This window comes from Phycisphaerae bacterium (assembly GCA_012729815.1).
Taxonomy (GTDB): domain Bacteria; phylum Planctomycetota; class Phycisphaerae; order JAAYCJ01; family JAAYCJ01; genus JAAYCJ01.
Genome location: JAAYCJ010000037.1, coordinates 25,201 through 48,844, shown reverse-complemented (window position 1 = coordinate 48,844; position 23,644 = coordinate 25,201). Strand labels below are relative to the sequence as shown.

Here is a 23,644-nt window from a genome sequence, read left to right as displayed (position 1 = left end):
GCCGAGGACATCGGCCGCGGGGCTCAGGACGTCGGCCGTGCCGCGGAGCGCGGAGCCGAAGACGTCGGTCGCGGGGCGGAGGACGTCGGCGAGGCTGGGGAGAGCGGCATGGAGCGCGGCCGACGGAGCGGTGAGGCGTTGACCGGCGGGGACAATGGCGAGACGGACGTGCTCATCATTGAAGAGGAAGGCGAGACCGACGGCTGGGGCCGTGGCGGGGAGACGGGCCAGAGCGCGTCGGGCCGCGGCGGGGCTGAGGGCCAGGGCGAGTACTTCTGGACCCGCCGGCTTTCGCAGTTGATCGGGACGGAGGTCCAGGGCCGCCAGGCTGAGGATCTCGGCGAGATCGAGAACGTAATGATCGACACGAACAGCGGGCACCTGGTGGCCGCGATCATCTCGTACGGCGGCGTCCTTGGCATCGGCGAGGACATGTCGGCGGTGCCGTGGAGTTCGGTGACGATCCGGCCGCGCCAGGAGGTGGCGCGGATCGACGCGGATCAGAAGATGCTCGAGGCCGCCAAGCTGGAGGGCGGTGAGTATCCGGAGTTCGACCGCAGCTACGTGATGAACCTCTACCAGCAGTTCGATCAGGAGCCGTACTGGCAGGTCTACGGGTACGTGCCCGGGCGGGAACAGGCCGGGTCGATCGAGGCGTGGAAGGCCGACAGCCAGTACAACCAGCAGTTCAAGGCCGACGAGGTCCAGACGATGCAGGGGACGATCCAGAGCGTCGGGACGTTCCATCCGGAGTCGGGCTCGACGGCGGGACTGCGTCTGCGGGTCAAAACCCAGGACGGCAAGAGCATGATCGTGCACGCCGGTCCGCGGGCCTACGCGAGCCAGAAGGGCCTGAACTTCCATTACGGCGACGAGGTGACCATCACCGGGTCGCAGGCCAAGATCGACGGTCAGAACGTGGTGCTCGCCTCGCAGCTCAAGAAGGGGGACCAGACGCTGCAGTTGCGCAACGAGCAGGGTCAGCCGCAGTGGGACGCCAACCAGCTCCAGCAGATGGAGCAGCAGCGCATGCAGCGCGGCGGCGAGTTCCGCCAGAGCGCGCAGGAAGGCCAGCCGCAGGGCGCCCAGCAGCGTCAGCAGGACCGCCAGAGACAGCAACAGAAGCAAGGGCAGGGCCGGCCAGGCGGTGCGGTCGATGCCTGGAAGGCTGAGAGCCAGTACAACCAGCAGTTCAAGGCCGACCAGGTCCAGAGCGTCCAGGGCACGGTCCAGCAGGTCGGGATGTTCCAGCCGGAGGCCGGCGCGATGCCGGGGCTGATGCTGCTGGTCCAGGCGCAGGAGGGCCAGACCCAGATGGTCCATCTGGGGCCGGTGGCCTTCGTCCAGCAGAAGGGGCTCTCGTTCAACCAGGGCGATCAGGTCCAGATCCAGGGCGCGACCGCGCAGCATGAGGGCCAGTCCATCATCATGGCCACGCAGGTCCAGAAGGACGACCAGACGCTGCAGTTGCGCGATGAGCAGGGCCAGCCCCAGTGGGATGCCAGCCAGCTCGAGCAGATGCAACAGCAGGGCCAGGGGCAACAGGGCCAGCAGGATCAGGAGAAGCAAAAGGATCAGGACAGACAGCAGAAGCAGGAGCACAAGGAGTAGCCTGGTCCGACGCGTGATCTGGAACTGCTGACAGTGTGGGCAACAGGCCGGCATCACGATGGCCGGCAAGGGGATTGGGCCCGGCGAAGCGAGCGATCGTTTCGTCGGGCCCTCTGTGTTGCGCCGGTTTCGGGCCGGTGCGCCGACGGGTTGAGGCGAGTCAAGGCTTGCGACGCGGCTGGGGGCGGCACCATCAATTTACCGTCAGGCAGGAAAGGTGTTGGGTTCAGCGGGTTGGGACTCCAGCGTTTGTGGCATGGCGCGGCGGCGGATCGGACCGATGCCGCCTGGGTGCGGGTGGCGCGGCATCCGCCGTTTCCCTGATGGGAGATTCATGGCCTGTCCCGATTGTGGGTGGTCGGTGGTGGCTCTATACTTGGGTAGAAACCTAGGGGGTTGATGGAGTTGTCTGCAGTTCCGGGGGCAAGGTGGCGATTGGGTGATCGTCCGCTGCACAGGCAACTCGTCGCCTGAGCCAATAGGAGGTTCAGCTATGGATCGCACACGATGGTTTTGGACAAGTCTATTTCTGGTAGGCGGCGCGCTGTTCACGCTCGTCGCGGTTCCGGTGGTCGGCCAGCAGCAGGCGCAGTCGGATCAGCCGGAGCGACAAGGGGAGTTTCAGCCGCTGCTTCAGAAGGCGTCGCACCTGATCGGCCTGAAGGTGCAGAATCCGGCCGGTGAGGATCTGGGCCGAATTGACGACCTGGTGCTCAGCGCCAACGAGGATCGCGTATCGTACGCGGTGCTGGCCCGCGGCGGGTTCCTCGGGATCGGCGACAAGTACTTCGCCATTCCGTGGTCGGCCCTGACGATGTCGGCGGCCAACGACGCGATGGTGCTGGACGTCGAGAAGGATCGCCTCAAGGCGGCGCCCGGATTTAACAAGGATAACTGGCCGAACATGGGCGATCCGCGGTGGAGCCAAGGCGTGCACCAGTTCTACCAGGAGGAGTCGCAGCAGTACCGCGAGAATCAGCCGACCAACGGCGACGTGAGCGCCGAGGCTGAAACCGCCGACCAGCCGGGTCAGCGGACGACCGTGGCCAAGGACAAGATGGAGTTTCGCCGGTTGAGCAAGGTCATCGGCACGGAGGTCAAGAACCTCGAGGGCGTCTCGCTCGGCGACGTGGAGAACGTGGTGATCGACATGCACGAGGGCCGGTTGGTGTATGCGATCCTCTCGTGGGGCGGCATCCTGGGGATCGGCGAGGAGCTGGCCGCGGCGCCGTGGAGCGCCCTGGAGGCGCGTCCGCGGCTGGACACGTTCCGCCTGGACGTGACCAAGAACTCGCTGAAGTCGATCGCGTACAACGAGGGCGACGCGCCGGACCTGTCGAACCCGGCGTACGCGCGGCGGATCCACAGCCACTTTGACCAGGAGCCGTACTGGCAGGTGTTCGGGTACGTGGAGGGCGACGGGACGCTGAGCAGCGAACCGTGGCTGCCCGGCAGCACGTACAACGAGAACTTCGATCCGGAGCAGATCCAGACGATTCGCGGGACGATCCAGAGCGTCGGGACGTTCCGGCCGGACACCAACGCGCTGCCCGGCCTGCGGCTGCGGGTCAAGACCACCGACGGCGGCACCGTGACGGTGTACGCCGGTCCGGAGGCCTACGCGCACCGCCAGGGGATCGAGTTCTATTACGGCGACCGCGTGACGGTCAAGGGCTCGTCCACGAAGGTCAACGGGCGCTCGGTCCTGATGGCGGGCCAGATTCAGAAGGGCGATCAGACGCTTGAGTTGCGCAGCCCGACGGGCGAACCGAAGTGGACGACCGAGGATCTGCGGGCCGTGCCGGCCAGAGAGCGCCAGGCCCAGCGTGAGGCCCAGAAGCAGCATCCTCAGAAGGATGCCAACAAGTAGCGTGATCGTAATCGGCGGAAGCGCGGCCTGGCCGGCGTTTCGCCGAATGAAGAGTGATGCTGGCCGAGCGAATTGGCATACGAAGACAAGCGTTGCGAACACGGGGCGATCGGACGGCGAAACAAGCAACGGCGTTCGGTCGGAGGATCGCAGAAAGGAGCGGATCATGGGTTTGTTAGGTTGGACCATTTTATTCCTGGTGATCGCGTTGATCGCCGCGGCCCTGGGGTTTACCGGGGTGGCCGGCGCCGCTGCGGGGATCGCCAAGATCCTGTTCTTCATCTTTTTGGTGGTGTTCGTCGTCCTGCTCATTCTTGGGCTGTTCGGCGGGCGCGCCGCGCCGTAGCGAACGGGAACTGGCGATCGGGGCGCGTCGCGCCGGCGGTCGGCGAATTCAGGATCAGAGCCGTCCGGTGAGTCCCGCGTTGAAAGGCACGGGGCGCGCCGGACTTTTTGTTGCGCGCCGCCGGCTGGTTCTCGAGGATTCCGTCGATGCTTGCTCAATTGAAGGCCGGTCACTATAGTTTCCGGCGGTGCGGATGCTGTTGTGCGAGTTATCGAAAGGCTGCTATGGACGTCAAAATCACCCGTGAGATTCCTCTTGAGGAGGTCAACGAGGCGTTCTGCTGGTTTCATCCGCGGGCGGCGGCGATTCCCGGCGCGGGTCGCGACGGGCAACCGCGGGTGGTGATGGTGCTAAGCCGCCACATGGACGCGGACGATCATTACTCCGGCCTGTGGTACATGACCAGCGACGACCTGGGGCGCAGTTGGGCCGGACCGTTCGAGCCGGCGGCCCTGGCGGCGAGCGAGGACGAGCCGGGCATCCATTCGTCGTTTCACGACGTGACGCCCGGCTGGCACGCGGCGGCGCGGACGGTGCTGGCGATCGGGACCAAAACGTCGTACGCGGCGGACGGCTCGCACGCCAACGACAAGCCGGGGCGTATCCGAACGTGCTACGCGGTCTATGACGCGGCGGCCGACGCGTGGAGTCCGATCCACGACCTGGCGCTTCCGAAGGGCGGGATTTTCGACCTGGCGGCCAGCGGAGCGTGCCAGTGGGTGGAGCGCGAGGATGGGACGGTGCTGGCGCCGGTGTACTATCCGGTTCCGGCCGGCCGGCCGGGCAAGGGGTACGGCGTGGTGGTGCTCGAATGCGGGTTCGACGGACGGACGTTGAGCTATCGGCGGTGCGGCAACGAGATCGTCCGCGACGAGGCGGCTGGGTTCACCGAGAGTTCGCTCGTCCGCTATCGCGGCCGGTATTACCTGACGCTGCGCGGCGAGGTGGACGTCAACGGGTACGTGGGCGTCAGCGACGACGGATTGAACTTCGCGAGGATCGCGCCGTGGACGTTCGACGACGGGACGCCCTTGGGCAGCGTCAACACGCAGCAGCACTGGCTGGCCCATCCGGAGGGCCTGTTTCTCTGCTACACGCGAAGCGGGGCGGACAACGACGATATCCCGCGTTCGCGGGCTCCGTTGTTCATGGCGCGGGTGGACGTCGAGCGTCTGTGCGTGATCCGCGCGACGGAGCGCGTGCTGATCCCGAATCGCGGATTGATGCTGGGCAACTTCGGGGCCGGACCGATCAGCCCGTCGGAGTCATGGGTGACGGACGCTGAGTTCCTCTGGCTCCGCGCCGGCTACAAACCCACCGACCGCGGCGGCAACGGCAGCGTCTGGATCGCCCGCGTCGGCTGGCCCACGCCGAACGCGTACGCGCCGGCGTGACGGTCGCCCATTTCTCGTCCTGCATCCGACAGCGGGCGCTTTGGGTTCGCGCGGAGCTAGAATTAGTGTCTGAGGCTCATTGAACCGGAGCGGCCTTTCGGGTAATAGATAGTGGCGATTGGGAGGAGGTATCGAGCGATGACGGAACAAAGCGGTTCGACGCGAAACCTGATGCTGACGGCGCTAACGGTGATCGTGGGCGCAGCGGCGATCCTGCTGGTCGTCCGGTGGTCCGCGCCGACGGCGCAGAGCGTGCTGGGGCCGGGCATGGCCCTCGAGCAGGCGGTCGAACAGGCGTCGGCTGAGGGCAAGCCGATTTACATGGAGTTTTACGCGGACTGGTGCGTGTACTGCACCGAGTTCGAGCGGGAGGTCTTGATCGATCCGGAGGTGCGCCAGGTCCTCCAGCAGGTCGTGGTGGCCCGGATCGACCTGGACGCGAACGCGGAGTTGGCGGAGAACTTCGGCATCCCCGGCCCGCCGTCGGGCGTGCTGGCGGCGGTGCATGACGGCCATCTGCACCCGGTGGCCCGCCACGTGGGCGCGATGGACAAGGAGGACTTCGTGGAATTCATCGGGCGCGGCATGGAGAGGGTCGGGCGGGCGGCCCACGGGCCGACCACCCAGAGCACTACCACACAGGAGCATCGGAGTCACGAATGAACGTTTGGCGGATTGAAGTATCGCGTCTGGGCGGATCGGGCGACCCCCACGCCCAGGGCGTTTTGCACGAGCTGGCCGATTTCGGCATCAGCGGCGTCAGGAACGTCGAGCACCGGCGGGTCTTTCTGATCACTTCCGACGCGCCTCGCGAGCGGATCGAAGGACTGGCGACCCGCCTGCTGGCCGACGCGGTCCACGAGCGGGTGGAGATCTGGTGCGATTCGCCGGGCTTTGCCGGCGAGGCCGACGGCCGGGTGGTGATGGAAGTTAGCCCCAAGCCTGGAGTTATGGACCCGGTGGCCCTTTCGACGCAGCAGGCGATCCGCCAGCTCGGCATCGAGGCCGCCGACGTGCGGACGGCGCGGATGTACTTTTTTGAGGGGAATCTTAACCAGGAGCAGAAGGCCCTGATCGCCTCGCGGATCATCGCCAACGACTGCATCGAGCAGGTCGTCTTCGGTTCGACCGGGGCTCAGCCGGCGGTGGAGGTGCCCGATCACCGTTTCCAGGTCCGCCACGTGCCGATCCGCGACCTGGACGAGAAGGGCCTGATGGAGCTCTCGAAGGCTTCGGACCTGTTCCTGAACCTGACCGAGATGCGGACGATCCAGGAGTACTATCGTCGGATCGGCCGGGAGGCCACCGACGTCGAAATCGAAATGGTCGCCCAGACCTGGTCCGAGCACTGCGGCCACAAGACCTTCCGTAGCGATGTGGACTATCAGGGGCCCGAAGGCCGCCGGAAGATCAAGAATCTGTTGAAATCGACGGTTTTTAGGGCGACCAAGGAGTTGAACCGCCCGTGGTGCATCAGCGTGTTCAAGGACAACGCGGGCATCATCGAGTTCGATGAGACGTACGGCGTGTGCTTCAAGGTCGAGACCCACAACCATCCCTCGGCGATCGAGCCCTACGGCGGGGCGTCGACGGGGATCGGCGGGGTGATCCGCGATCCGCTGGGGGCGGGGCTGGGGGCCAAGCCGGTGGCCAATACGGATGTATTCTGTTTTGCCAGGCCGGATTACGAGCTCAAGGATCTGCCCGCCGGCGTGCTGCACCCGCGGAAGGTGCTCAAGGGCGTGGTCTCGGGCGTCCGCGACTACGGCAACCGGATGGGCATCCCCACCGTCAACGGGGCGATCTGGTTCGACGACCGGTTCCTGGGCAACCCGCTGGTCTACTGCGGCAACATCGGCCTGATCCCCAGGGACAAGTGCTTCAAAGCCGCCAAACCGGGCGACCTGGTGGTCGTGGTGGGCGGACGGACGGGGCGCGACGGCATTCACGGAGCCACGTTCAGCTCGGGCGAGCTGACCGACCGATCGGACCAGGAGTTCTCGCACGCTGTCCAGATCGGCAACGCCATCACGGAAAAGAAGGTGACGGACGTGATCCTCCAGGCCCGCGACTGGCCAAGCGGCACGCTCTATAGCGCCATCACCGACTGCGGCGCCGGCGGCCTCTCGAGCGCGGTGGGCGAGATGGGGGCGGAGATCGGGGCCGAGATCGACCTCGATAAGGTGCCGCTGAAGTACGAGGGGCTCCGGTACGACGAGATCTGGATCAGCGAGGCCCAGGAGCGGATGGTGCTGGCGGTTCCGCCGGCCCAGTGGCCGCAACTCAAGGCGATCTGCGACGCTGAGGACGTCGAGGCGACCGCGATCGGCGAGTTCCGCAGCGACCGGAAGCTGATCCTCCGCTATCAGGGCACAGCGGTCGGCGAGTTGGAGATGGAGTTCCTGCACGAGGGCGATCCCAAGACGGTCAAGCAGGCCCGCTGGCAGCCCAAACAGCACTCCGAGCCCCAGGGCGATTGCCCGGATTGCGGGCGGATGCTCCATAACCTGTTGGGACACCTGAACATCGCGAGTAAGCAGTGGGTGATCCGCCAGTACGACCACGAGGTCCAGGGCGGTTCGGTGGTCAAACCCCTGGTGGGCGTGACCAACGAAGGGCCGGGCGACGCGGCGGTGATCCAGCCGATCCTGTCCTCGTCCAAGGGGTTGGCCATCGGCTGCGGGATCAACCCGAACTACGGCGAGGTCGACCCGTACTGGATGGCGGCGTGCTGCATCGACGAGGCGATCCGCAACGTGGTGGCGGTCGGTGGCGATCCGAGCCGCTGCGCGATTTTGGATAACTTCTGTTGGGGCAGTTGCGAGGATCCGGAGAAGATGGGGTCTTTCGTGAGGACGGCCCAGGGCTGCTATGCGGCGGCCAAGGCGCTGGGAGCGCCGTTCGTCTCGGGCAAGGACTCGCTGAACAACGAGTTCATCACGGAAAGCGGCGAGCGGATCGCCATTCCGGGGACGCTGCTGATCAGTGCGATGGCGCTGGTCAACGACATCCACCGGTGCGTGACGATGGACCTCAAGCGTCCGGGCAATGTGATATATCTCATTGGTCGGACCAAAGCCGAGTTGGGCGGGTCGCACTACTGGTCGATCCTGGGTCACCTGGGCAATTCGGTGCCGAAAGTGGACTTCAAGGAGGCGCGGCTCATCTATAAGAACATGCACCGGCTGATCGAACGGGGCCTGGTGCGAAGCTGCCACGACTGTTCGGAGGGCGGGTTGGCGGTGGCGCTGGCGGAGATGGCGTTTGCCGGCGGATGGGGGCTGGACGTGGCGCTTGCGGAGCTGGCTGAGCGGTCGAAGATCGAGCGGATCGATGAGCTGATCTTCAGCGAGTCGCCGACCCGGCTGGTGGTCGAAGTGGCCCCGGCGCACGAGCGGGAGTTCCTGCGGGTGGCGGCGCGGATTCCGGTCTGTCGGCTGGGGGTGGTGACGGACTCGCCGCAGGTGCGGATGGTGGATGCCAGCGGCCGACAGCTCCTGTGCGAGCCGATCGAGGGCCTAAAAAACAGTTGGCAGGGTGGAATGCGTCTGGGATAATAGGAAAGCCTGTGGGGGGCAACACCCCACAATGAGCGAGGCTACTTCAGTAATTCTGCATGATACTAAGGGAGGCTGGGTCATGAAGCTGAGCAGATCGACTCTGTTGGGATTCGGACTGGGTTTTGCGTTTGCGGTGCTGCTGGTCTTCTACTGGAACCTGGGGCCGCTTTCGGGGTTGGCCCAGGTAGAACAGGGAAGCCCGACCACCCGTCCGGTCCTGGAGATCGCCGAGGAGGATCTGGCGGCGGCGGAGCGGATCAGCCGGGTGTTCAACGCGGTGGCCAAGAAGATCAGCCAGTCGGTGGTGCACATCGAGTCGGTGGCGGCGGCGCAGGAAGAGCCGACGCCGAGCCGCGAGCGTCCGCGGATGTTCCCGGATGAGGATTTCGAGCGGTTCTTCGGGCCGTTTTTCCGCGATCCCGACTCGCCGCGTCGGCGTCCGCGTCAGCGTCCCGGCGGCGGGTTGGGCAGCGGCGTGGTAATCGGCTCGGACGGCTACATCCTGACCAACAACCACGTGGTGCAGGGAGCGGACAAGGTTCGCGTGCTGTTCCCGGACGGCCGGTCGTACGAAGCCCAGTGGGTGCGGACCGACCCGCCGACCGACCTGGCGCTGATCAAGATCAACGCGGAAGGTCTGGCGGCGCTGGAGTTTGCCGATTCGGAACGGTTGCAGGTCGGCGACTGGGTGATGGCGGCGGGCAATCCGTTCGGATTGGACAACACGGTCACGCAGGGGATCATCAGCTACCTGGGTCGCGGCAACGTTCCGCTGAGCATTTATACGAATTACATCCAGACGGACGCGGCGATCAACCCGGGCAACTCGGGCGGTCCGCTGGTGGACATGCGGGGCCGGATCATCGGGGTCAACACAGCGATCATTTCGGGCACACAGTCGTTCGCGGGGATCGGCTTTGCCATCCCGTCGAGCACGGCCCGTTTCGTGGCCGATCAGCTCCGCGACAATGAGGAAGTGACGCGAAGCTACCTGGGCGTGGCGCTTCAGCCGGGCGACCTGACGCTGCCGCTGGCGCGATCGTACGGTTTGGAGAACACGCAGGGCGCGCTGGTGGTCAAGGTCATGCCGGACACCCCGGCCAGCCGGGCGGGGCTGAAGGTGGATGACGTCATTCTTTCCTATAACGGAACGCCGATCTCCAACAATCAGCAGCTCCAGACGCTGGTCAGTCAGACGCCTCCGGGCCAGGAGGTGGCGCTGACGGTCTGGCGCGATGGAGCGAAGGTGGAGTTGAACGTCACGCTGGAGAAGATGCCGGCGGGGTTCTTCCAGCAGGAAGGCGGCATGCCGGGCATGGAGGACCAGGAGTACGGGGAGCGCAGCTTCGATGACCTGGGCGTGACGGTCAGCGAGCTGGACCCGGAGAGCGCCCAGCGCTACGGGTACGAGAACGTCAAGGGCGTGCTGGTGACGCAGGTGGACCCGACCAGCAACGCGGCCCGGCTTGGGTTGAGCGAAGGGAGCCTGATCATGCGGGCCAACGGCCGCCCGGTGACGAATCTCGACGAATTCGCCCAGGCGGTTGAAGCGGCGAGGGAACGAGGGGGGATCCGCCTGTACTTCCTGACCCAGGGTGGAGCGACCCGGAATATCTTTATTGCGCTGGAATAGCCGGCCCGGTCGTGTTATAGTATCAGCCGCCCTTGGGAAACCGGGGTCTGACAAGAGATTGATGGGTGCGGTTTGAGGTTGGAGCAGCAACCGGCGGTCGGGCGGCCGCCGGTTGCATTTTTAATGGGACCGATGGACCAGCGTCTCGGCGGGGGGCCAACGAGTCCGGAGCAAATCGTCGAAGTAGGGGTGGAATTGGATCAGACCCAACTGTATAATAGAGGGTTTCTAACGAGATCGACAGGCGATCTGGCATAGGTGGAAGGAGACGGCGATGCATTATCCGCGTAAGATCAGCAGACGGCACCGGAAGCGCAAGATCGGGTTTCTGGTGCGGATGCGCACGAGCAAGGGCCGCAAGATGTTGAACCGCAAACGTCGGGCGGGCCGGAAGTTGCAGGTGGTTTAGTGGGTAAGGAAGTCAACAACGGGGTGGCGATCGAGAACCCCAGCGCCTACCTGGAGCAATTGCGCTCCCGGGTGGTGGCGCTGAAGGACAGTCTTTGACTTCGCAGGCAAGCAGGCCCGCCTGGCTGAGCTTCACCGGCAGTTGGAGCAGCCGGATTTCTGGTCGGACCAGGAGCGGGCCCAGAAGACGGTGGGGGAACTCAAATCGCTCAAGAGCGTGGTCGAGCCCATGGAGCGCCTCGGCCGTGAGACCGACGATCTGGCCGATCTGCTGGAGCTGGCGGAGCAGGAAGAGGACCGGTCGCTGGTCGCGGAGATGACGGGCCAGTTGCAGTCGATCGGGTCCGAGTTGGACAAGCTGGAGCTTCAGAAGCTCCTGAGCAGGCCGCACGACGAATCGGACTGTTTTTTCAGCATTCAGGCCGGCGCCGGCGGCACGGAGAGTTGCGACTGGGCTGAGATGCTCCTGCGAATGTACCTCAAGTACTTCCAGAACACCGACTATGACGTGGAGGAGGTGTCTCGCCGGGACGGTGAGGAGGCGGGCATCCAGTCGGTGACACTGCACGTAAAGGGCCCCTACGCCTACGGTTATCTCTCGTGCGAGATGGGCGTGCACCGGCTGGTGCGGATCAGCCCGTTCGACTCGCAGCATCGCCGGCACACCAGTTTCGCCTCGGTGGACGTGATGCCGGAACTGGACGATGAGGGGGAGATCGAGATCCGCGACGAGGATCTTCGGATCGATTTTTTCCGGGCGGGCGGAGCGGGCGGCCAGCACGTCAACAAGGTCTCGTCGGCGGTCCGGATCACGCACCTTCCCAGCGGGATCGTGGTGGGCTGCCAGAACGAGCGGTCGCAGCACCAGAATCGGCGGGTGGCGATGCAGATGCTCAAGGCCAAGCTGCTGCGGCTTGAGGAGCAGAAGCGGGACGCCGAACTGGCCAAGATCGTGGGCGAGAAGGGCGAGATCGCGTGGGGCAACCAGATTCGCAGCTACGTGCTTCAGCCGTACCAGATGGTCAAGGATCACCGGACGGACCACCAGACGGGCGATACGGGGGCGGTGCTGGACGGGGATATTCAGGCGTTCATCGAGAGTTACCTTCGGGAGCGGGCCCGGCAGCGGAACCACGGGTAGGGCAAAAAGCCCCAAGATGTGGGGGTAGGTGGACGAGCCACTCCCAGATGTAGGTGGCGAGGGGGCATCTGTGGCGTAAGGCACGGCGGATCAGGAGTTTCCAATCCGGTTGTTGACAGTGGGGCTGGCGTAGTTATAATTACCTGAATACGGCTGAAATAGCCCGTACGGAGATGGTGCGGGCTAGTTCTGTTATTATTGGCCGTGTTCTTTCGCGGCCGGTATGCGGCAATTGAAATTTGGAGTGGTCGATGGCACATGTTCTCTTGAAGGACGTTATGAAGGTTTATCCGGGCGGTGTATTGGCCGTCAAGGACATGAATCTCGAGATTCAGGACGCGGAATTCATCGTCCTGGTCGGTCCGTCGGGGTGCGGCAAGACGACCACGCTGCGGATGATCGCGGGCCTGGAGGAGATCACCGACGGGACGATCTCGATCGGCGAGCGGGTGGTTAACGACGTGCCGCCGAAGGACCGGGACATCGCGATGGTGTTCCAGAACTACGCGTTGTACCCGCACATGACGGTCTACAAGAACATGGCGTTCGGGCTGAAGCTGCGGAAGTACCCGAAGGCGGAGATTCGCCAGCGGGTGATGGAGGCGGCCAAGATACTGGGGATCGAGAAGCTTCTGGACCGCAAGCCGAAGGCCCTTTCGGGCGGCCAGCGCCAGCGGGTGGCGGTGGGCCGGGCGATCGTTCGCCAGCCGAAGGCGTTCCTGTTCGACGAGCCGCTGTCGAACCTGGACGCCAAGCTTCGGGTGGAGACGCGGGCGGAGCTCAAGAAGTTGCACCGGCGGCTCAAGACGACGACGATCTACGTGACGCACGACCAGGAAGAGGCGATGACGCTGGGCGACCGGGTGGTGGTGATGAAGGACGGGCTGGTCCAGCAGTGCGGGGCGCCGCTGACGATTTACGCCCGGCCGGTGAACCGTTTCGTAGCGGGTTTTTTGGGGACGCCGCCGATGAACTTCTTCGACGGTCGGGTGACGTTCGAGAACGGCAGCGTATACTTCCAGGAGGGCGAGGCCAACCGGGTGCGGCTTGACGGGTCGTGGAAGGACCGGCTGGCCCCGTACAAGGACAAGACGATGGTGCTGGGGATTCGTCCGGAGAATCTGTCCCCGAAGGCGGGCGAGCCGGGCGACGAGGGGAGCAGTTTGAAGGTGAAGGTGGACGTGATCGAGCCGCTGGGGGACAAGATGGACGTGTACATGCGGACGGCGGCGCACGACCACATCGTGGCCCGCGTGGATTCGCGGATGGCGGTGAAGGAAGGGGAGGAGATGCGGATGTACGTGGATGCATCTCGCCTGCACGTGTTTGAGCCGGGCGACACCGGCGAGAACGTGACGCTGGAGAAGGGCCGACATGGCTAGGCGGTGCGGCGAGTTCTTCCGGTCGGTTCGGTGCGAGGAGGCCGGCATATGAACTGAGTGCGGTGACAAACCGACCAGGGCCGAGCCAGGTCGAACCGTAAGGTATCGGGCGCCGCGACGGCGGCGAACGGAGCGCGGCGCGGATGCCGCGGGTGACCGGAGGAAAAGTGGGAAGCGCTGCGCACCCACTTTTTTTGTTGAACGGAACGAAGACGTTCAGTGAAAGGAAGACAGAACGGATGAACCAGGACATACTCAGGATCGTGGACGTCATCGCGAAGGAACGGAACATCGACCGGGAGACGGTGTTTTCGGACCTGGAGGCGGCGATGGTGTCGGCGGCGAGGAAATACTTCGGGGCGACGGATGAGGTCACGGTGACGATCGACCGGCACAACGGTCAGATCCAGGCGAGCCACGACGGGCAGTCGATCAGCCTTCGCGACCTGGGGCGGATCGCCGCGCAGACGGCCAAGCAGGTGATGATTCAGAAGATTCGGGAGGCCGAGCGGGGGAGTCTGTACGACGAGTTCCTGGAGCGCAAGGACACGATCGTCACGGGGACGGTGGTGCGTCAGGAAGGTTCGGCGGTGACGGTGAATCTGGGGCGGGTGGAGGCATTTTTGCCGCGGAGCGAGCAGATTCCGGGCGAGACGTACCAGCCGGGCCAGCGGCTTCGGTCGCTGATCCGCGATGTGCGGGAGACGGGGACGCAGCTGAAGATCGTGCTGTCGCGGACGCATCCGGACTTTATCCGCCGGCTGTTCGAGCTGGAGGTTCCGGAGGTGGCCGAAGGGATCATCGAGATCAAGGCGTTGGGCCGGGAGGCGGGATACCGGACGAAGGTGGCGGTGGTGAGCCTGGACAGCAAGGTGGACGCGGTGGGGGCGTGCGTGGGGGTTCGCGGGAGCCGGATCAAGAGCATCGTGGACGAGATCAACGGGGAGAAGATCGACATCGTGCGGTGGAACGAGTCGAGCACGGTGCTGATCGGGAACGCGTTGAAGCCGGCGGAGGTGACGAACATTTACCTGTCGTTCGAGCTGGGCCGTGCGACGGTGCTGGTGGACGACGAGCAGTTGTCGCTGGCGATCGGGAAGCGCGGGCAGAACGTGCGTCTGGCGGCCCGGTTGACCGGCTGGGATATCGACATCATCACGCCGGCGGAGTACAACGCCGGGATCGAGCGTCTGGAGCGTGTGATCCAGTCGGCGGGCGTGGGCGACTCGACGCTGCTGGGCAAGATCGTGGCGTTGGGCATGGTGTCGGTGGGCGACGTGTCGGAGGTGGGCGCCGAGCCGCTGATGAGCGAGCTGTCGATGTCGGAGGAGGAGTCGCAGCGTCTGGTGCAGGCGTGCGCCGGCGAGGCGGAGCGGGCGGCGGTGGAGATGGAAAAAGCGAAGGCCGAAGCGAAGGCCGCGGCGGCCGCGGCGTCGGACGCTGAGTCCGCGGCGCCGGCGCGTTTCTCGGCCCGCGTGGGCGAGGAGACGGAAGGAGAAAAGACCGAGTCCGAGCCGTCGGAAGGTTAGTCAAAGGTCTGGATGACCTTGTGGAGGTGCCTGTTGGCTATCAGGGTACATACGTTAGCGAAAGAGCTGAGCGTCAAGAGCAAAGCGATCCTGGACAAGTGCCAGGCCGAAGGGCTGGACATCAAGAATCACATGTCCATCCTGTCGGCTGGGCTCGAGGCGACCATTCGCGAATGGTTCAGCGAAGGCGATCACGCGACCACGCAGGAGACGGCGGACCGGGTGGACCTGGAGAAGGTGAAGGAAAAGCCCCGTCGCCGCAAGAAGAAACCGGAATCGCCGGAAGACGAATCGGCCGAAGCCGGCGAGGAGCCGGAAGCCGACGTGTTCGAGGAATCGGACGCGGTGACGGTCGAGGCGTCGGCGGCGGAAGAAGCTCCGGCGGCGGAGGTCGAGGCGGCGCCGACGGAGGCGGCGGAAGCCGAGGCGCCGGCCGATCCGGAGGCGGCGGTCGAAGTCGAAGCGGAGGCGGCGCCGGCGGAGGAAGCACCCGCAGCGGAAGCGGAACCGATCGAGGCGTCGGCTGAGGCGGTTGAAGCGGAGGCGCCGGCGGAAGCGGCGCCGGTGGCGGAGGCCGAGCCCGAGAAGCCGCGCGAGCCGGTCAAGCCGGTCGGTCAGGCGCACGTTCCGGCGCCGGCGGTGCTGCAGGGCCCGCGGGTGGTTCGGATGGACAAGCCGGAGGTGGTTCGCCGTCCGGGTCCGGCACGTCAAGGTCCGCCGCGGCCCCCGTCGTCGTCGGGCGGTCCGGTCGAGACGTCGCTGCCGAGCACGGGCCGCGGGCCGCGTCGGCCGGGCCGGGCGGGCGAGGCGCCGGCGGAAGACGAGGCGGCCAAGAAAAAGGCCAAGAGCCGTTTCCATCCTCGCCGCGGTCGGGTTGGCGACGCGGTCGAGCAGATTCGCGAGTGGCGGGACAAGGACCTGCTGGAGCGGAGCCAGCGTCTGGCGGCGGCTGCGGATCATCCGCAGATGGTCCGCAAGACCGAGACCCGCAAGGTGGGCGGCCGTCAGCGGGAAGCGAAACCGACCAAGATTCAGGTAACCGATCCGATGATTCTGAAAGATTTCTGCGCGGCGACGGGTCTTCCGTTCAACCGGCTGTTCCCCAAGCTCATGGAGCTGGGCCTTCCGGCGACGATCAACCAGGCGATCACGGGCGAGCAGGCGGAGATGCTGGCCCTGGCCTTCGAGCTGGAGGTCGAGGTGGTGCGTCAGAAGAGCCGCTACGAGGAGCTGGTCTATCAGTTCGAGCAGCGGGAGCGGACGAATGTGAAGCCGCGTCCTCCGATCGTGACGTTCCTGGGCCACGTGGACCACGGCAAAACGTCGCTGCTGGACCGTCTGCGTCACGCGCGGGTGGCCCAGGGCGAAGCGGGCGGGATCACGCAGCACATCGGCGCGTACCGTTACGAGCACGACGGTCGGGCGGTGGTGTTCCTGGACACCCCGGGCCACGAGGCGTTTACGGCGCTGCGGGCCCGCGGGGCGCAGATGACGGACATCGTGGTGCTGGTGGTGGCGGCGGATGACGGGGTGATGCCGCAGACGGTCGAGGCGATCAGCCACGCGAAGGCGGCCGAGGTGCCGATCGTGGTGGCGCTGAACAAGGTGGACCTGCCGAACGCGGACTTCAACCGGATCTACGGGCAGCTCGCCGAGCACCAGTTGGCCCCGTCGGAATGGGGCGGCGAGACGGACGTGATCAAGACCAGCGCGGTGACCGGCGAAGGGATGGACTCCCTGATCGAGCACCTCTATACGCTATCGGAGCTGCTGGACCTGAAGGCGGATCCGGACGGGCCGGCGGCGGGCGTGGTGATCGAGGCGCGTCAGGACCTGACCCGCGGCCCGGTGGCCGACGTGATGATCCGGGAAGGGACGCTGAAGGTCGGCGACGTGATCGCGGCGGGCCGCGGCTTCGGCCGGGTGCGGGCGATCTTCAACGACCTGGGCAAGTCGATCCAGTCGGCGGGTCCGGCCACTCCGGTCGAGATTCTGGGCCTGGACGAGGTGCCGGACGCCGGCGAGCACTTCTACGGCGTGGCGGACCTGCAGACGGCCAAGGGGATCGCCGAGGAGAAGCGCCAGGAGGATCAGCAGAACACGTGGATGACCCGTCCGAAGGTGACGCTGGAGAACATCTTCCAGCAGGTCGAGGCGGGCCAGGTCAAGCAGCTCAACATCATCGTGCGGGCGGACGCCCAGGGTTCGGTGGACGTGCTGCGGACCAAGCTGGAGGAGCTGAGCACCGACGAGGTGCACGTGCGGATCCTGCACGTGGGCACCGGCGGGATCACCGAGGGCGACGTGCTGCTGGCCGAGGCGTCGGAGGCGATCGTGATCGGTTTCGGCGTGGTGGCCGACGACGCGGCGCGGGGCAAGGCGCACGAGCTGGACGTTCAGATCAAGACGTACACGGTGATCTACCACCTGATCGAGGAGATCTCGCAGGCGATCGAGGGCCTGCTGGAGCCGACGTACCAGCAGACGGTCAAGGGCCGGGCGACGATCAAGGAAGTGTTCAAGGTGTCGCGGGTGGGCACGATCGCGGGCTGTCTGGTCAACGACGGCCAGATCGAGCGGTCGGCGAAGATCCGCGTGATTCGCCAGAACGTGATCGTGCGGGAGGACGCGAGTCTCGAGTCGCTGAAGCGCTTCAAGGACGACGTTCGCGAGGTGCGTCAGGGCCTCGAGTGCGGCATGAAGATCGCCGGGTTCGACGACCTGAAGGAAGGCGACGTGATCGAGGCGTACGAGATGGTCGAGGTGGCGCGGAAGCTGCAGTCGGCCGGTTCGAGCTAGGACGAACAAGGAGACGGCCGTGCCGAGCCTGGTCGTCGGCGTATTGCAGGTGGAGTTGATCGTGCACGACGCGATGACGCTGAAGGACAAGCGTCGGGTGGTCAAGTCGATCAAGGACCGGATCGCCCACGACTTCAACGTCTCGATCGCGGAGATCGACGCGCTGGACCGGCACCGCAAGGCGGTGCTGGGCGTGAGCCTGGTGGGCAACGACGGCGAGTTTGTGCGGTCGAGCCTGGACCGGGTGGTGGAGCGGCTGCGCGGCTTTCGCGGCGCGTCGCTGGTGGACTACCAGATAGATCTGATATAGGTGAGCGAATGTCGAGCATCGGGCTGAAGCGATTGGCCTCGCAGATCCGGCTCGTGGTGAGCGACGCGTTGCAGAACAAGCTGTCGGACCCTCGGTTGGAGCGGTTGGCGAGCGTGACGCGGGTGGAGCTGTCGCCGGATCTGTCGTACGCCGATGTCTACATATCCGTGATGGGAACTGAGGGTCAGCAGAAGGCCTACATGAAGGCGGTGGACCGTGCGCACGGGCATCTGCAGTCGCTGGTGGCGCGGAAGCTTCGGACGCGGACGTGTCCGACCGCGCGGTTTCACCTGGACCAGTCGCTCAAGAAGGGATTCGAGACGATTCAGTTGATCGACAAGACAATGGCCGAGCTTGCGGACCGTCAGGAGCAGGAGGAGTTTCCCGACCAGCCGCCTCCGGAGGACCCGGAGGCCAACCCCCAGGAATCCAGGTAAACGGGAACGGCGCGATGAGAATCCCCAGTCAATTCGCCAAGCGGATGCGGACGTTGTTCAACCGGTTGCGACGGGAGTCGGGCGCTGTGCCGGATGAGGGTCTGACGGACCCGGCGGAGCAGTTGATCCTGAGCATTCTGGCCACCGACGCCAACACGCGCCGGGCCCGCGGCGCCCTGCACGGCCTGCTGGAGGAGATGATCGACTTCAACGAGCTGCGGGTGACGCCGGCGGCCGAACTGGCCGACCTGCTCGAGCCGAACGTCAAGGGTGCGCCGGAGAAGGCGCAGGCGATCGTCGGCTCGTTGAGCTGGCTGTTCAACAAGTTCGACACGATGGACTTAAGCGGCCTGCGGGAGCAGCAGCAGTCGGCCCTGCTGGCGACGTTCGAGACGATTCCGGAGTGCCCGGACCACGCCCGCAAGGCGATGCTGCTGCTGAGTTTCGGCGTGCCGGTGTTTCCGGTGGATCAGCAGATGCTGGACTATCTGAAGGTGGCGGAGGTGCTGCCGGAGGAGGTGGCGGCGGCCGAGGCCCAGCACTACGTGGAGCGGCAGCTCAAGGCGGCGGAAGTCCGCGAGTTCTATCTGCTGGTGAAGGCGGCGTCGGAGAGCGCCGCGCCGCCGGCCAAACCGAAGGCCAAAGCGGTCAAGAAGACGGCCGCCAAGAGCAAGACGGCGAAGACGGCCGCGACGGCCAGGAAGAAAACGACCGCCCCGCGAAGCCGCAAGTGACGGCGCGACGAGGGCGGTTTGAATGCCAGGCGAACACGCATGCTGGAGGGTCAGACAACGACGATGGACGGCAAGGTAGATGAATCGAAGAAGGTGAAGATCGGCCTGCCCAAGGGCAGCCTGCAGGACTCGACGTTCGACCTGTTCCGCCGGGCCGGGTTTAACATTTCGACCGGCTCGCGGAGCTACTTTCCGAGCGTGGACGATCCGGAGCTCGAGTGCATCATGTTCCGCGCCCAGGAGATGTCGCGGTATGTCGAGGACGGCGTGGTGGACGTGGGGATCACGGGCTACGACTGGATCTGCGAGAACGGCTCGAACGTGGTGGAGGTCTGCGAGCTGGAGTATTCGAAGGCGACGCGGCGTCCGGTGCGGTGGGTGCTGGCGGTGCCGCTGGAGTCGGAGGTCACGCGGGTCGAGGATCTGGCCGGCGGGATCATCGCCACGGAGCTGGTGAACACGACGCGCAAGTACTTCGCGGACCGCGGGGTGAACGTGCGGGTGGAGTTTTCGTGGGGCGCGACGGAGGTCAAGGCCCGGCTGCTGGACGGGATCGTGGACGTGACGGAGACCGGTTCGAGCCTGCGGGCCAACAACCTGCGGATCGTGGCCGAACTGCTCCAGTCGACCACGCGGATGATCGCGAACCGCAGCGCGTGGAACGATCCGTGGAAGCGCAGGAAGATCGAGGCGGTGGCCCTGCTGGTCAAGGGCGCGATCGACGCGTCGGAGAAGGTGGGGCTGAAGATGAACGTGCCGCAGGAGTCGCTGGAGCGGGTGCTGGCGCTGCTGCCGGCGGAGAAGTCGCCGACGATCAGCTCGCTGGCGGAGAAGGGCTGGTCGGCGATCGAGGTGATTCTTGAGGAACGAACGGAGCGAGACCTGGTGCCGAAGCTGAAGGAGGCGGGGGCGAGCGGCATCATAACCTATCCGCTGAACAAGGTGATTCCGTGACCATCCACCGGGTGCGTCTGCCGAGGTTCGGGGTGCTGGCGGCGGCCTGCGTGACGCTGGTCGCCGCGGCGGGCTGCCAGATGAAGCCGATGAGCACGCAGCCGTCGGCGGCGCCGGACGGGCCGGGATCGGAGACGATCTCGGTCGAGGAGTTGTTGGGTTCGCCGGTCGCGGCGGCGGCGACGCAGCCGGCGGGCGCCGGGCCGATGGACGGCGAGGCGACGCTGGCCTACATGGAGGCCCGCCGGGCGCTGGTCGGCCGGGAGTTCGAGGAGGCGGTCGAGCACCTGAACCGGGCGCTGGAGCTCAGCGCCAACCACCTTCCCGCGCGTCGGCTGTTGACCGAGACGTACCTGGAGCAGGGGCAGCACACGCTGGCCCGCGAACAGGCTGAGATTCTGCTGCAGCTCGATCCGCGGGACGTGCTGGGTCATTTCGTGATCGGCAGCATGCTGCTTCGGGACAACGAGTTTCTGCCCGCAGCGCGGCATCTGTACCAGGCGGTGGTCTGGGCCCAGGCGAGCGGTGAGGCGCGTTCGACCAACGCGCTGATGGCGCGGTTCCTGCTGGGCCAGGCGCTGGCGAGCCGGAACTATCCGCGGGCGGCGGTGGAGATCTACGAGCCGCTGCTGGTCTATCTGGAGGATTTCGACAGTTCGCCGCCGGAGGATCCGCGTCTGCGGCAGCTTCACCTTCTGTACCGTCCGAGCCTGCACCTGCTGGTGGCGGAGTTTCTCTGCCGGCTCGATCAGCCGGATGAGGCGCGGGAGTTTTATGAGAAGGCGCTGCGGTTTCCGGCGGTGCGGTCGCGGGCGCAGATCGGGCTGGTCCGCTGCGAGCAGCAGGCGGGCCGGATCGACGAGGCGCGGCGGCGGCTGGACGAGCTGGCGACCGAGCAGGTGATCGACGAGAACATCGTCGGCCTCTACCGCGAGCTGTATCCGGACGGCGGCTGGAGCGATCATCTGATGAAGGTCTACCAGGCCACGCCGGAGAATCTGCACGTGGGGCTCAGCCTGGCCCGGCAGATGATCGAGGGCGGGATGTGGACGCAGGCGGCGGGATTGTTGGAAAAGCTGATCGCGGTGGATCCCAGCGACAGCACGGTGCTGCGCCTGGCGGTGCGGTGCTATCGCGAGTTGAACCAGCTTGACCGCTGCGCCGAACTGCTGGTGGCGGCGCTGGCGGCGGGCGGGTACGGCGGGACGGGGCCCGGCGCGCTGACCGAGTGGCTGGCGCCGTCGGAGATCGAGCCGCTGGCGGAGGCGGTGGACCGGCTTGAAGTCGATCCGGATCGTGAATACGCGCGGACGTATTTGCGGGGGATCGTGGCCCAGGTTCAGGGGCGGCGGCTGAAGGCGGCGGAGTTGTATCGCCGATCGTGGAGTCTCGCTCCGCGGTTTGTGCCCGGCTACCTGGCCCACGGTCAGATGCTGCTGCTGGACCGGCGGTGGCGCGAGGCGGCGGAGTTGATCGACCGGGCTTTGGAGGCCAACGAGGCGACGGCTGGGCTGCTGTACATTCGCGGCGTGGCGTTGGCGGAGCTCGACCGGATGGCTGAGGCGCAGGAGGCGCTGGAGCAGGCGGTGGAGTTGAGCCCGCGCTCGGACCAGATCGCATTGGCGCTGGCGGAGCTGTACATCAAGCGTGGACAGGCGACGCCGGCGGTGGCGATCTTCAAGAACGCGCTGGAGGGCAAGTTCCTGGGTCGGGATTCGCTGGCTGAGCTGGTCCAGATCATGCTCCAGAGCAACGATCTGGACACGGCTGAGCAGATCCTCGACCAGTACCGTCAGCGGTTCGGCGACGACGGGTACTGTCAACTGCTGCGGGCCAAGCTCGAGTACCGCCGCAACGAGGACGCGCAGGCCTACCGGACGGCGTTGGGCGAGTTGATCGGCAAGACGGGACGTCCGGGCCTGGCCCGGATCGAGCTGGCGGACCTGACGTACCAGAACGGCGACTACCGCGAGGCGATCCGGATCGCGGACGAGCTGACGGGCCCGTCGACGGCGCTGATGCCGCGGGACTATCAGCGGATTCTCTGGACCAAGGCGCTGGCCCAGCGGCGGCTGATGGAGTACGCCGAGTCGGAGCGGACGTGGATGCAACTGCTGAGCGACTGGCCGAGCCGGACGGCGTTCCGCACCGCGTTGGCCGGGATATACCTGGAGACGCTGGATTTCGATCGGGCGATCGCGATCCTGATGGAGCAATTGGCGCAGGAAGAGGACGACCAGCAGCGGCTGGGCGTCCAGGAGCAGATCGTCACGGCCAAGCTCGGGCAGAACGATTTGGACGGGGCGGCGGCCCTGATCCGCGGCTGGATGGACGGATCGGAGGCCGGCACGCGGCAGGCGCTGCGCCGGCTGCTGGCGGCGGCGTACCTGACCGAGAATCGCTATCCGGAGGCGATCGAGCAGTTCGAGGCCCTCTTGGCCGACGATCCGGGCAATCAGCGGCAGTGGCGGACCGGGCTGATCGCCGCGCTGGTTCGCAGCGGCAGGTTGGCGGAGGCGCTGGCCCGCATCGACGGATGGCTCGACCAGAGCACCGACCCGCAGGAACGCGAACTGATCACCGGGCTCAAGCTCCCGGTGTACGTCACGGCGGAAGAGTTTGAGAAGGCGGCGAACTTGGCGCGGGCGCGATGGAATTCGTCGGGCGGGCTGGAGCGTTTCGCCCGGGCTCTGAGCCTGGTCTACGTGCTGCAGGAGGCCGAGCGTTTCGAGGAGGCTGAGCTTTTCATCCTCGAGCACCTTTCGGAGTATCCCGAGGAGTCGCCGCACCGGATGGATTTCCAGTTCCGCCTGGTGCGGGTGTTGCTGCTGGCTGGGCAGTTCGACCGGGCCGAGCGGTTCGTGCTGGATCAGCTCAAGGCGACCGAGGCCCAGCGGGAGTGGCAGCAGATGTTGGTGCGGGTCTACTTCGCCTCGCGCGAGACGGATAAGGCGATCGAACTGCTGGAAGGAATCATCGCGGCTGAGCCCGATACGCCGTGGGCGAACAACTCGCTGGGCTATACGCTGGTGGACGCCGGCCGCGACCTGGACCGTGGCGAGGAGTTGATCCGCCAGGCCCTGGCGGGCGAGCCGGGCAGCTACGCGTATCTCGATAGTTTGGCTTGGGCGCTGTACCGAAAGGGCGATCTGGAACAGGCCGAGCAGGCGGCGCGGATGGCGCTGGCCAAAATGAAGCAGCCGATGACCGTGCTGCTGGGCTACATCGGCGGCGCCGACTCGCTGCGGCATCTCGACGCGGACCCGGTGATCGTCGAGCATCTGGCCGACATCCTGGCCGCAAGAGGCAAAACCGAGGAGGCCCTCCACTTCTGGCGGCAGGCCCTCGAAACCGCCGCCGACTACGACGAGATCGACCTGGAGCCGCAGTTCATCGAGCGGGTCCGCGAAAAGCTCGAGTACACCCGCCCGCCGATCACCACGACTCTCCCCGCGACGATACCGGCCACAGCCCCAACCACCACCTCAGCCCCGACCACGCAGACCGCCCAGTGAGCCTGTAAAGCGAGTCGCGAC

17 protein-coding genes are annotated in these 23,644 nt (G+C 65.9%); all 17 read left to right on the top strand.

The genetic code is table 11. The features are described 5' to 3' along the window. A partial coding sequence (locus GXY33_02945) for a hypothetical protein (protein ID NLX04083.1) occupies window positions 1–1,611 on the top strand: 1,611 nt, incomplete at its 5' end. 493 nt (window positions 1,612–2,104) lie between these two features. Next, window positions 2,105–3,481, top strand: coding sequence for a PRC-barrel domain containing protein (locus GXY33_02940; GenBank protein ID NLX04082.1), 1,377 nt, complete (start codon window positions 2,105–2,107; stop codon window positions 3,479–3,481). 172 nt (window positions 3,482–3,653) lie between these two features. Beyond that, on the top strand, window positions 3,654–3,827 hold the full coding sequence (locus GXY33_02935) for a DUF1328 domain-containing protein (protein ID NLX04081.1): 174 nt from the start codon (window positions 3,654–3,656) through the stop codon (window positions 3,825–3,827). Window positions 3,828–4,051: 224 nt separating this feature from the next. Continuing rightward, window positions 4,052–5,221 carry an exo-alpha-sialidase gene (locus tag GXY33_02930; protein NLX04080.1) on the top strand — a complete coding sequence of 390 codons (1,170 nt, stop codon included), beginning with the start codon at window positions 4,052–4,054 and terminating at the stop codon, window positions 5,219–5,221. Window positions 5,222–5,359: 138 nt separating this feature from the next. Then, entirely contained in the window at window positions 5,360–5,884 is a 525-nt protein-coding gene (locus tag GXY33_02925; protein ID NLX04079.1) for a thioredoxin fold domain-containing protein, read from the top strand. After that, window positions 5,881–8,778 (top strand): phosphoribosylformylglycinamidine synthase subunit PurL, encoded by a 2,898-nt coding sequence (purL, locus tag GXY33_02920; protein ID NLX04078.1) that lies wholly within the window; start codon window positions 5,881–5,883, stop codon window positions 8,776–8,778. The genes GXY33_02925 and purL overlap by 4 nt, the downstream gene beginning before the upstream one ends. An 82-nt stretch (window positions 8,779–8,860) precedes the next feature. Continuing rightward, window positions 8,861–10,414, top strand: a complete 1,554-nt coding sequence (locus GXY33_02915) for a Do family serine endopeptidase (protein NLX04077.1) — start codon at window positions 8,861–8,863, stop codon at window positions 10,412–10,414. A gap of 274 nt (window positions 10,415–10,688) precedes the next feature. Further along, window positions 10,689–10,823 (top strand): 50S ribosomal protein L34, encoded by a 135-nt coding sequence (locus tag GXY33_02910; GenBank protein NLX04076.1) that lies wholly within the window; start codon window positions 10,689–10,691, stop codon window positions 10,821–10,823. Between the two features lie 29 nt (window positions 10,824–10,852). After that, a protein-coding gene (locus GXY33_02905) for a peptide chain release factor 2 (protein NLX04075.1) occupies window positions 10,853–11,963 on the top strand; the annotation gives its coding sequence in 2 pieces (ribosomal slippage) (window positions 10,853–10,918 and window positions 10,920–11,963; 1,110 coding nt in all). Window positions 11,964–12,214: 251 nt separating this feature from the next. Continuing rightward, complete coding sequence (gene ugpC / locus GXY33_02900; GenBank protein NLX04074.1) at window positions 12,215–13,345, top strand: sn-glycerol-3-phosphate ABC transporter ATP-binding protein UgpC; 1,131 nt, start codon at window positions 12,215–12,217, stop codon at window positions 13,343–13,345. Window positions 13,346–13,584: 239 nt separating this feature from the next. Further along, window positions 13,585–14,874, top strand: coding sequence for a transcription termination/antitermination protein NusA (gene nusA, locus GXY33_02895; GenBank protein ID NLX04073.1), 1,290 nt, complete (start codon window positions 13,585–13,587; stop codon window positions 14,872–14,874). A gap of 33 nt (window positions 14,875–14,907) precedes the next feature. Next, a complete protein-coding gene (infB, locus tag GXY33_02890) occupies window positions 14,908–17,673 on the top strand; it encodes a translation initiation factor IF-2 (GenBank protein NLX04072.1) in 2,766 nt (921 codons plus the stop codon). Between the two features lie 19 nt (window positions 17,674–17,692). Continuing rightward, on the top strand, window positions 17,693–17,983 hold the full coding sequence (locus GXY33_02885; protein ID NLX04071.1) for a DUF503 domain-containing protein: 291 nt from the start codon (window positions 17,693–17,695) through the stop codon (window positions 17,981–17,983). 8 nt (window positions 17,984–17,991) lie between these two features. Then, window positions 17,992–18,420 carry a 30S ribosome-binding factor RbfA gene (gene rbfA, locus GXY33_02880; protein ID NLX04070.1) on the top strand — a complete coding sequence of 143 codons (429 nt, stop codon included), beginning with the start codon at window positions 17,992–17,994 and terminating at the stop codon, window positions 18,418–18,420. Between the two features lie 14 nt (window positions 18,421–18,434). Further along, window positions 18,435–19,154, top strand: a complete 720-nt coding sequence (locus tag GXY33_02875; protein NLX04069.1) for a hypothetical protein — start codon at window positions 18,435–18,437, stop codon at window positions 19,152–19,154. A gap of 63 nt (window positions 19,155–19,217) precedes the next feature. Further along, on the top strand, window positions 19,218–20,108 hold the full coding sequence (locus GXY33_02870; protein ID NLX04068.1) for an ATP phosphoribosyltransferase: 891 nt from the start codon (window positions 19,218–19,220) through the stop codon (window positions 20,106–20,108). Further along, the gene (locus GXY33_02865; GenBank protein ID NLX04067.1) at window positions 20,105–23,623 is read left to right on the top strand and encodes a tetratricopeptide repeat protein; all 3,519 of its coding nucleotides are present in this window, start codon (window positions 20,105–20,107) and stop codon (window positions 23,621–23,623) included. The genes GXY33_02870 and GXY33_02865 overlap by 4 nt, the downstream gene beginning before the upstream one ends. Window positions 23,624–23,644 lie beyond the last annotated feature (21 nt).